General features: G+C 70.6%; 6 protein-coding genes and 1 pseudogene. 4 read left to right on the forward strand and 3 right to left on the reverse strand.

Annotated elements, in window-relative coordinates:
• Window positions 1-46 precede the first annotated feature (46 nt).
• Window positions 47-1,861 (forward strand): monovalent cation:proton antiporter-2 (CPA2) family protein, encoded by a 1,815-nt coding sequence (locus tag IP93_RS15030; RefSeq protein ID WP_144817080.1) that lies wholly within the window; start codon window positions 47-49, stop codon window positions 1,859-1,861.
• An 83-nt stretch (window positions 1,862-1,944) separates the two neighbouring features.
• On the opposite strand, the gene IP93_RS15035 is transcribed toward IP93_RS15030, so the two are convergent.
• Window positions 1,945-5,253: an ankyrin repeat domain-containing protein gene (locus IP93_RS15035; protein ID WP_144817082.1), complete on the reverse strand. Its 3,309-nt coding sequence runs from the start codon at window positions 5,251-5,253 to the stop codon at window positions 1,945-1,947.
• Window positions 5,246-5,518 carry a YcgL domain-containing protein gene (locus tag IP93_RS15040; protein ID WP_144817084.1) on the reverse strand — a complete coding sequence of 91 codons (273 nt, stop codon included), beginning with the start codon at window positions 5,516-5,518 and terminating at the stop codon, window positions 5,246-5,248. Before IP93_RS15040 ends, IP93_RS15035 begins: the two co-directional genes overlap by 8 nt.
• A 237-nt stretch (window positions 5,519-5,755) precedes the next feature.
• On the opposite strand from IP93_RS15040, the gene IP93_RS15045 reads away from it, so the two are divergent.
• Together IP93_RS15045 and hemF are read left to right on the forward strand one after the other, a co-directional pair.
• The gene (locus tag IP93_RS15045) at window positions 5,756-8,125 is read left to right on the forward strand and encodes a S9 family peptidase (RefSeq protein WP_144817085.1); all 2,370 of its coding nucleotides are present in this window, start codon (window positions 5,756-5,758) and stop codon (window positions 8,123-8,125) included.
• A gap of 87 nt (window positions 8,126-8,212) precedes the next feature.
• Entirely contained in the window at window positions 8,213-9,157 is a 945-nt protein-coding gene (hemF, locus tag IP93_RS15050; protein WP_144817087.1) for an oxygen-dependent coproporphyrinogen oxidase, read from the forward strand.
• Between the two features lie 113 nt (window positions 9,158-9,270).
• Here hemF and IP93_RS15055 read toward each other — a convergent pair whose 3' ends face one another.
• On the reverse strand, window positions 9,271-9,744 hold the full coding sequence (locus tag IP93_RS15055) for a DUF421 domain-containing protein (protein ID WP_144817089.1): 474 nt from the start codon (window positions 9,742-9,744) through the stop codon (window positions 9,271-9,273).
• 464 nt (window positions 9,745-10,208) lie between these two features.
• On the opposite strand from IP93_RS15055, the pseudogene IP93_RS15805 reads away from it, so the two are divergent.
• Window positions 10,209-10,411: pseudogene (locus IP93_RS15805) on the forward strand (hypothetical protein); the annotation flags it as partial.

Below are 10,411 nucleotides of genomic sequence, written 5' to 3' on the forward strand. Positions count from 1 at the left end.
GTTACCATGGACCTCATTGGCGGCGTCCCGCCACCCAGGTAATCCCATGCACGGCGGCGGCCTCGAACTCGCACTGGTCTTCCTGCTGGCCGCGGTGATCGCGGTGCCGGTGTTCCGGCGTTTCGGCCTGGGCGCGGTATTGGGCTATCTGGTCGCGGGCGTGGCGCTGGGGCCCAACGGCCTGCGCTTCGTGCGCGACGCCGACCCGGTGATGGCCGCCGCCGAGATCGGGGTGGTGATGATGCTGTTCGTCATCGGCCTGGAGCTGTCGCTGCCGCGATTGAAAGTGATGCGTCGCCCGGTGTTCGGCACCGGTGGCGCGCAGGTGCTGCTGACCACGCTGGTGCTGGGCGGGATCGCGATGGCGCTGGGCCTGGGCTGGAAGGCGGCGCTGGTGGTCGGCGCCGGATTGGCCCTGTCCTCCACCGCGGTGAGCCTGCAGCTGCTGTCCGAACGCAAGGCGCTCAACAGCGACCACGGCCGCTTGGGCTTTGCCATCCTGCTGTTCCAGGACATCGCCGCGATCCCGCTGCTGGCGGCGATCCCGCTGCTGGGCCGGGCCGCATCGGCCGATACCGGACTGGGCTGGGACGAGGTGGTGAAAGCGCTGGGCGCGATGGCGCTGCTGGTGCTGGTCGGCCGCTGGGCACTGCGGCACCTGTTCCGCCTGGTCGCACGTGCGCAGATGCCCGAGGTGTTCACCGGGGCCGCGCTGTTCACCGTGCTGGGCGCGGCGTGGCTGATGCAGGAGGCGGGGCTGTCGGCGGGCCTGGGCGCGTTCCTGGCCGGCGTGCTGCTGGCGGACTCGGAATTCCGCCACGAGCTGGAGTCGCAGGTCAATCCGTTCAAGGGCCTGCTGCTGGGGCTGTTCTTCATGGCGGTGGGCATGTCCATCGACCTGGCCCGGGTGGCCGCCGAGCCGTGGCTGATCCTGGGGCTGGTCACCGGATTGATGGCGGTGAAGTTCGTGCTGCTGGTGCTGATCGGCCTCCGCCCGGGGCGGCTGGATCTGCGCGAGGCACTGCAGTTGGCCGCGGTGCTGGCGCTGGGTGGCGAATTCTCGTTCGTGGTGTTCACCGAGGCCGAACGCGCCGGGCTGCTGGCCGCGGGCCTGCATGACCGGCTGGTGGCGGTGGTGGGCTTGTCGATGGCGCTCACCCCGCTGCTGGTGATGGCGGTGGCGCGGCGGCTGGCGGCAAAGCCACCGACGCGCCCCAGGCGGGCTTTCGACGCCATCCCCGACGGGCATCCGCAGGTGCTGATCGCCGGCTTCGGCCGCTTTGGGCAGATCATCGCGCGCTTGCTGACCGCGCAACGCGTGCCGTACATCGCCATCGAGCACAGCGCCGACCAGGTCGACTTCGTGCGTCGCTTCGGCAACATCATCTACTACGGCGATCCGGCCAACGCGGAACTGCTGCGCTCGGCGGGCGCGGCGCACGTGAAGGCGTTCGTGATCGCCATCGACGACACCGCGGGCAGCCTGCACACGGTGCGCACCATCCGCCACCTGTACCCGGACGCGAAGGTGTTCGCACGCGCGCGCGACCGCCGCCACGCATGGGAGCTGATGGACCTGGGCGCGTATGCGGTGCGCGAGATGTTCCATTCCAGCCTGCGCCTGGGCGAGGAGGTGCTGATGGCGCTGGGCGTTCCGGCCGAGGTGGCGCGACAGCACGCCCGCCGGTTCCGCGAACACGACGAACGGATGCTGGTGGCGCAGTACCAGGTGCATGACGACGAGGCGGCGCTGCTGCAGACCGCCGCCGATGCGCGCAAGGAACTGGAGGAGCTGTTCAACGCCGACCAGGGCGAAGGCGTGCTGGGCGGCATCGCGGTGGAGCGCAGGCGCGCCGAATAGCCCTGTCGGCGGTCGGCGGGCCGTTCAACGATGCGAATGCCAGGGCGTGGCGACAACCGCCACCGCGCCCTGGCCGGACAGGCTCAGCGCTGGTCGCGCAGGAACCTGGCCATCGAAACGTCATCGCCCCGTGCGCGGGGCGCGAGCTCGGCGGCGATGTCGATGAACCCGCGCATCACCGCGATCTCGCGCGGGGTACGGTTGAGTCCGTCGCGCAGGTCGGGGTCGGCGCCGGCCCGCAGCAGCCACTGCACCACGCCCACCAGGCCATGCAGGGCGGCCAGGTGCAGCGGGCCGAAGCCACGCGGATCCTGCACCTGCAGGCGCGCCTCGTGGTCCAGCAACTGCTCCAGCCCGGCAATGAGCACGTCTTCGTCGGCGGCGCTGCCCGGCTCGGCGCGCGCGCCCAGCAGCAGCAGCAGCGGCGTGGCGCCGGCGGCGACCGCGTTGATCGTCGATTCCGCCCCCGCCAGCAACAGGGTATCGAACAGCGCCACCACGCGACTGCGCTCGCGCGCGGTGAAGGCGTACATGGCCGCACAGTGCAGCGGGGTGCGGCCTTGCGCATCGGTGGCGTGGACGTCGGCGCCAGCAGCCAGCAGCCGCGCGGCCACCTCGGGCAGCCCCAGTGCGCAGGCCACCATGAGCACGGTGAGTTCACCCGGCAGGCGCTGCTCGACCTGCGCGCCGGCGGCGATCAGGCGATCGACCAGCTCGACGTGGCGCATGCTCACCGCCGCCGACAGCGGCGTCGCGCCGGACGTGGCGGCGCACCGCGGGTCGGCGCCACGTGCCAGCAGCAGGTCGACCACCGCGCGATGGCCGCTGCCGGCCGCGCGCAACAGCGCGGTGCAGCCCTGCGGGTCCACGGCATCCAGCGGCAGGCCCAGGTCGAGCAGGCGGCGGACGGCATCGGCGTCGCCGACGACGGCGGCGGCCGGTATGTCACTGGGGCGCAATGCGCGCCGCGGCAACGGCCAGCCGCGCCAGTCCAGCCAATCGGCGATGTCGCGCCGACCGGAGGCCAACGCCACACCCAGCGGGGTCTGTCCGTCGGCGGCCAGCAGGTCGGGCGAGGCGCCCTGGGCGACCAGCGTCCTGACCATCGCCTCGCGGCCCAGCGCGGCCGCCAGGTGCAGGGCGCTCATGCCACGGCTATCGCGTGCATCCAGGTCCACGCCGATCGCAAGCAGGCGGGCCAGCAGCCGGGTCCAGCCCAGGCGGACGGCCAAGGTCAGCGGCGGATCCACGATCCGCGACCCGCCAAACGGGTCGGCGCCGCGCTCCAGCAGGTCCAGCGCCAATTGCTCCAGCGCGCGGCTGGCCAGGTCCTCGGCCGCGCAGGCGGCCAGGAAGCGGGCCAGTCCGCCGCGTCCGGTGGGGGCCAGCCCCCGGTCGAGCAGGGCACGGATCGCCGGCAGGGCGGACGGCCCTTGCGCCAGGCGCGCCAGCAACGGAGTGTCCCCATTGGCGTCGGGCACTTCGGGCCATGCGCCCTGGCGCAACAGCCAGTCGATCCGCTGCGGCTGACGGGCCTCGTCGTCGTGCAGCAGTGCGCCCAGTTCGGCGGGCGAGAGCAGCTGCGCCAGCGGGGCCAGGGCATCGTCGCGGCCGTCGTGCATCGCTTCGCGCAGCAGCGCGGCGGGCGCCCGATCAGGCAACGGCGCATCCGCATCGCCGCCGCGCACGCTGGCCGGCAGGGCGTACGTGGGGTCCAGTTCGGCCACGAGGGCCCATCGGCCGGCCTCGGCGGCGCGGTCGACCGGCCGCTTGCCGTCATGGTCGTGCCTCAGCGGATCCAGCCCCAGCTCGACCAGGCGGCGCACCATGGCGACCGACGCCTGCTCGGCCGTTACGGCCAATGCCAGGGCGTTGCAACCGTGCGCGTCAACCGCATCCACCGGCGCCTGTCCGCGGGCCAGGCTGTGTTCGATCAGGCGTTCGATGACGCCGGTATGGCCCGCGCGCGCAGCTTCCAGCAGCGCGGTGCGGCCCAGCACATCGGCGTGCGCCGTGTCGCCGCCCGCGGCGAGCAACGCCGCCACCACTTCGGCATTGCCGGCCTGCGCGGCCTCCAGCAGCGCGGTGCGCCCCTGTCCGCCCCGGGCCTCTACCTTGGCCCGTTGTTTCAGCAGCAGCAGCACCCCGGCCGGATCGTCGTCGTCGCTGCCGGCCGCGGCGAGCAGCGCCGGCTGGCCGCCGGCGGGCTCCGGCCTGGCACCGCGCTCCATCAGGAAGCGGGCCAGGCGCCAATTGCCCGCGGTGCAGGCGACGCCCAGCGGCGAGAACCCCTCCGCGTTGAGCATGTCGATCTCCGCGGCGGCGTCCAGCAGCAGCGCGGCCACGCCCGGATCGGAACTGCGCGCGGCGTGGTGCAGCGGCGTGTTGCCGTCGAGATCGGCGACGCGCGGGTCGGCACCGTTGGCCAGCAGGGTCATGACCGCGTCGGGGCGCCCGTGCCAGCTGTCGCGGCAGGCGGCCAACAGCGGGGTGATGCCGCCGGCCACGGTGTTGAGATCCACACCGTGGCCGATCAGGGCGCGCAGCAGTCGCAGGTCGGGGAGCACGGCGGCGAGCACCGCCAGACTGCGTCGGTCACGGTCGTCGACTGGCGGTGCGGCATGGGGGTCCGCACCTGCGGCCAGCAGTTCCAGGGCCCGCTCGGCGCGCCCGGTGCGGGCAGCGGTGTAGAGCGCCGGTTCCAACGGACCTTCGATCGGCATCGGCGGCTCGGCGCTGGCGTCCGGGTCGAACGCGCTGCCCTGGGCATCGTCCAGCAGCATCAATTCGTCGGCAGGCGCCTGGCGTTGCAACAGGTAATGCGCAATCGGCGCGCCCAGCGTCAACAGCGCCGCCAACGGCCAGCGCGCACCATCGGCCAGCAGGCCCGGCCACGCCAATGCGATCACCAGCCCGGCAACGGCAACCACGGCCACCGCAACCGCCAACCCGCGCCACGCACCCGGTTCGAGTTCAGCCAACCGCTTCCAGTGCTCGCGCAGATCGCCGCCGTCGCGTTCGACGGCGTGCCACAGCGGCCAGAGTCGCCACACGCCAAGCAGGGCCACGCCCGCCACGGCGCTGAGCAGCAGCGCCGACAGCAGCGAGCCGCTGTCCATCAGCGCGCGCAGCGGCCACGCCACCAGCAGCGCGATGGCGGCCACGCCCGCGGCCCACAGCACCAGCAGCGCCACGGCATCCCGGCGCCAGGCCGAGGCCGTGGTCAATTCGTCACGCCGCCGCCAGGCCGAGACGGCGATGGCGAACGCCGGCTGCGCCAGCACGCCGGCCACCGCGGCCAGCGGGCCGCCGACCACCGTCAGTGCGGACAGGACCAGCCCCGCGAGAAGCAGCGTGATCGGCGAGAGCAATATCCGCCGCAGGTCAGCCATCGGTGCCCCAGTCCCCGGTCATCGGATCCTGCGCCTGCGACGGCGGGAACTGCAGGTGGAAGCCCCGCACCGCGAGGTTGTCGCGCACCGTGGCGGCATCCTCGCGCGCCAGCCTGCGCTCCGGGGTGAGCGCCACTTCCAGTACGAACTGCAACGTGCCCAGCTGGGTGCGCAGCGGTTCGGGGAGACGCGTGAATTCGTCGCGCACGGCGAGGTAGAGATAGGTGTCGGCCTTTGTCAGGCTCTTGTACACGTAGGCTTGCATGCAGGGAGGCCAGCGGGGGCTGGCCACGGTTTCCGGAACAGGGTGTGGTCCACAGCATACCCGCCTGCCGCGTGGGCGCGAACCGGCATGGCCGGGGTGCGTGCGGACACTGTGGCGCGCGACACATCCGCATCGCACTTTGCCGTTACCGCCCATCAGCGCCGGGAATGACCGAAGGCCCATGCGTTGCCGCGCCGCGCTGTTAACCTTCCGTGAAACCGTTGCGGAACCGCGCCCATGCATCGCCTGTTGTCCCTCGCCGTACTCACGTTCGCCACTGCCCAGGCGGCCGCCCAGGCCCCCACCCCCACCACTCTGGACCAGGCGATGGCCGACCCCGACTGGATCGGCCCAGCGGTCGAGAAGGCCTGGTGGTCGTGGAATGGCCAGCATGCGCAGTTCGCGCTCAAGCGCGCGGGCGGCAGCATCCGCGACACCTGGCAGGTGCCCGTGGCCGGCGGCAATGCGGCTCGGATCGATGGGGCGGCACGCGCGGAACTGGATGGCGCCGACCGCGCCTACGACCACGCCCGCACGCGCATGGCGTTCGTGCGCAATGGCGACATCTTCGTCCGCGACCTGCGTAGCGGCGCGCTGACCCAGGTGACCCGCAGCAGCGAGAGCGAGTCCCGGCCGCAGTGGAACCAGCAGGGCGGACTGGTGTTCCGCGCGGGCAACCAGTGGTGGTCGTGGAATGCGACTGACGGCGTGCGCCAGGCCAGCGACGTGCGTGCCGGCAAGGACCCCAATGCGGCGCCGCCAGCCGATGACCTGCGCGAGCGACAGCTGGCGATGAGTCGCACCCTGCGCGAAATGCGCGAGCGCCGCGACGCCGCGCGCCAGCAGGACGAAGCGTGGCGCAACGCCGACCCGAGCCGCGCGCCGGCACCGGTGTTCCTCGACGACAAGGTCGAGATCAGCGACAGCGCGCTCTCGCCCGATGGCCGCTGGCTGCTGGTGGTCACCCAGGAGAAGGGTGCCGACGCAGGCCAGGCCGGCAAGATGCCCAAGTACGTGACCGAATCGGGTTACGAGGAATTCGAGGACGTGCGCACCCGCGTGGGCCGCAACGCGCCGCTGCCGCACAGGCTGTGGCTGGTGGACGTGGCCAGCGCCAAGGCCAGCGAACTGTCGCTGGACGCGCTGCCAGGCATCGCCAGCGATCCGCTGGCCGCGATGCGCAAGGCGGCCAGGCAGGATCCGCTGAAGGGCAATCGCGCGGTGCGCATCGAAACCGACGGCGACGGCAGCGGTCCGGCCATCCACTGGAGCGACGACAGCCGCAACGTCGCGCTGCTGGTGCGCGCAGTGGACAACAAGGACCGCTGGATCGCCAGCGTCGACCTGGGTGGCGCGAAGCTGGAGACGCGCCACCGCCTGACCGACGCGGCGTGGATCAACTGGGGCTTCAACGATTTCGGCTGGACGCCGGATGGCGCGCTGTGGTTCCTGTCCGAGCACAGCGGCTATTCGCACCTGTACCTGAGCGACGGTGGCGGCACGCCGCGCGCGTTGACCACGGGCAAGTGGGAAGTGTCGATGCCGCAGGTCTCGGCCGACGGCCGCGGCTTCTTCTTCCTGTGCAACCGCGCGTGGCCGGGCGACTACGAGGTGTGCACGGTCGATCGCAACGGCGGCGCCGTGCGCGAAGTGACCGCGCTGGACGGTGTGGAGGACTTCAGCCTGTCGCCGGATGGCCGCCGGTTGCTGGTGCGCCACTCCGACAGCTACCTGCCGGCGCAGCTGGCGGTGGTCGACGCCAGCGGCGGCGAGGCGCGCATGTTGACCGACACCCGCACCGAGGCGTTCAAGGCGCGCACCTGGATCGAACCCGAATACGTGCAGGTGCCGAGCAGGCACGGTGCGGGTACGGTCTGGGGCAAGTTCTACGGTCCGAAGACCTACGAGCCGGGGCGAAAGTACCCGATCGTGATGTTCGTGCATGGCGCCGGCTACCTGCAGAACGTGCACGACCGTTACCCGGCGTATTTCCGCGAGCAGATGTTCCACAACCTGCTGGTGCAGCAGGGCTACGTGGTGCTCGACCTGGACTACCGCGCCAGCGAGGGTTACGGCCGCGACTGGCGCACCGCGATCTACCGGCAGATGGGCCACCCGGAGCTGGAGGATTACCTGGACGGCCTGGATTGGCTGGTGGCCAACAAACAGGGCGATCGCGATCGCGCCGGCATCTACGGCGGCAGCTACGGCGGTTTCATGACGTTCATGGCGCTGTTCCGCTCACCGGGCACGTTCAAGGCCGGCGCCGCGCTGCGTCCGGTGGCCGACTGGTCGCAGTACAACCACGAGTACAGCAGCAACATCCTCAACACGCCGGTGCTGGACCCGCAGGCGTACAAGGTGTCGTCACCGATCGAGTATGCGAACGGCCTGCAGGATCACCTGCTGATCGCGCACGGCATGATCGACGACAACGTGTTCTACAAGGACTCGGTGATGCTGGCGCAGAAGCTGATCGAACTGCGCAAGGACAAGTGGGAGCTGGCGTCGTATCCGCTGGAGCGGCACGGGTTCGTGCATTCGGACTCGTGGTATGACGAATACCGACGGATCTTCGAGTTGTTCGAGCGCACGCTGAAGAAGTGACGCCTTGATGCCGCGGAGCAAACCCCGTGCACATCGCCGCCCCCACCCGAAGCCGGCACCAGCAACACGACCCCTTACAATCCCGGCATGAGCACCGACGACACCGACTTCAACCGCGTCCGCGACTACCTCACCGGCCTGCAGGACCGCATCTGCACCGCCATCGAACAGGCCGACGGCCAGGCGAGCTTCATCGAGGATGCCTGGACCCGCGAGGGCGAAGGCGCCCTGCTCGGTGGCGGCGGACGCACGCGCATCCTGCGTGATGGCGCGGTGTTCGAGCAGGCCGGCATCGGCTTCTCCGACGTATCAGGCACCAAGCTGCCGCCTTCGGCGACCGCGGCGCGACCAGAACTGGCCGGCGCGTCGTGGCGCGCGGTGGGCGTGTCGCTGGTGTTCCATCCGCGCAATCCGTACCTGCCGACCACGCATGCCAACGTGCGCCACTTCCGCGCCACGCGCGATGGCGAAACGGTGGCGTGGTGGTTCGGGGGCGGCTTCGACCTGACGCCGTTCTATCCGTTCGACGAGGACGTGCTGCACTGGCATCGCGTGGCGCGCGCGCTGTGCGAACCGTTTGGCGGTGCCGAGCGCTACGCCGCGCACAAGCGCTGGTGCGACGAGTACTTCATGCTCAAGCACCGCGACGAGACGCGCGGCATCGGCGGGTTGTTCTTCGACGACCTGCACGGCGACTTCGAACAGGATTTCGGCTACCTGCGTGCGGTGGGCGACGGCTTCCTCGATGCCTACCTGCCGATCGTCGAGCGCCGCAAAGGCACGCCGCACGGCGAGCGCGAGCGCCAGTTCCAGCTGTACCGGCGGGGGCGCTACGTGGAGTTCAACCTGGTGTTCGACCGCGGCACGCACTTTGGACTGCAGTCGGGCGGGCGCACCGAGTCCATCCTGATGAGCCTGCCGCCGCTGGTGCGCTGGGAGTACGGTTACCAACCCGAGGCCGGCAGCGACGAGGCGCGGCTGGCCGACTACCTGCGGCCACGCGACTGGCTGGCTGAACTGGCCGGCCAATAGCCGCAACATCGGCGCGCCAGCGGGTCACGTCGGCCGCTCCGGCTGAACGGGCCCAACCGGCGCCATCGCCACAGCGGCCCAGGCAAGCCGATGCCGCGCCCGCAAGCTGCCACTCAGTCCTTCGCCACGATGCTGATCTGGCCGTTGGTCTCCAGCAGCGCCAGCTTTACTTCGCTGACGTCGGCGCAACCCTGCTGGCGCATCGCTTCGTGGAAGTCGGCGCGGCTGACCAGCTCGCGCTTGAGCGCGCGATCAAACAGTTTGCCGTTACGCGCCAACACCACCGGTTCGCCTTCGATCACCCGTTCGGCGCGCCGACTGCGCGCGGTGATGAAGCCCAGCAGCCAGTTCATCGCGATCAACGTGCTGGCCAGCAGGATGCCGCCGGTCAGCGAGGTGTCCTTGCCCAGCAACGCGTTCTGGACCGCATTGCCAAGCAGCACGATCAGCAGCATGTCGAACGGGGTGAACTGGCCCATGGTGCGCTTGCCCGACAGCCGGATCAGGAACAGCAGCACCACATAGACGGCCACGGCACGCAACACGAACTGCCACCACGGCATCGCCAACTCGAACGCACTTTGCATCATCGCCTCCTGCCGGATTGCGTGGCCGGTGAACCGCTCATGGCGCCAGCGCGCCCCCGGTGGCAATTCTGGCCCGGATGGGCGTGAGTCCGCCAACAAGGCCCGCCGCGGCCGGCCAGGCTCCTGCACACGGCACCTGGCGGCGCTCCGATGGCTCCGATGGCTCCGATGGCTCCGATGGCTCCGATGGCTCCGATGGCTCGGTGGCACGACCCCGCTGCCGACTGCCTGCCGTCAGCCTCACCCATCAGCCCCTCAGTCCGACCCAGCGTTCGGAGCGAAGGGCGGAGGGCCCCGCAACCAAGCGGATAACGGCCGCGACTTACGGGGCCCTCCGCCCTTCGCCGCGCAACACAAAATAAAAAGGTTCTTCTCCCAACTGAGGGAGAGGCGCACGGCCGACCCGGCTAATTTGTGGTTGTCGAGACTACAAACAGGGGTCGGCCGTGGCCGAAGGGGATTGTATGGCCCAGCTGGGTGGCTGGGTGGGCTACCGGGTTGGGGAGTGGCGTCACGAGATGCGTGGGGCGCTGCGCTGGCTGGTGGTGGAGCTGGCACCAGAACCTGGAGTGGCGCGAACCTGCATGGGGTGTGGCGGCCGGGTTGAAGCGATCCACGACCGCACAATGCGCCGGGTTCGGGATCTGCCGGTGTTCGGAGATCCGGT

The sequence above is a fragment of the Aerolutibacter ruishenii genome (genome assembly GCF_007830115.1).
GTDB classification, from domain to species: domain Bacteria; phylum Pseudomonadota; class Gammaproteobacteria; order Xanthomonadales; family Xanthomonadaceae; genus Aerolutibacter; species Aerolutibacter ruishenii.

Bases quoted from the DNA above. Each gene is read 5' to 3' on its own strand.
- IP93_RS15040 (WP_144817084.1), bottom strand. From the start codon at position 5,518: ATGCAAGCCTACGTGTACAAGAGCCTGACAAAGGCCGACACCTATCTC.
- IP93_RS15055 (WP_144817089.1), bottom strand. From the start codon at position 9,744: ATGCAAAGTGCGTTCGAGTTGGCGATGCCGTGGTGGCAGTTCGTGTTG.
- IP93_RS15045 (WP_144817085.1), top strand. From the start codon at position 5,756: ATGCATCGCCTGTTGTCCCTCGCCGTACTCACGTTCGCCACTGCCCAG.
- IP93_RS15035 (WP_144817082.1), bottom strand. From the start codon at position 5,253: ATGGCTGACCTGCGGCGGATATTGCTCTCGCCGATCACGCTGCTTCTC.
- hemF (WP_144817087.1), top strand. From the start codon at position 8,213: ATGAGCACCGACGACACCGACTTCAACCGCGTCCGCGACTACCTCACC.
- IP93_RS15030 (WP_144817080.1), top strand. From the start codon at position 47: ATGCACGGCGGCGGCCTCGAACTCGCACTGGTCTTCCTGCTGGCCGCG.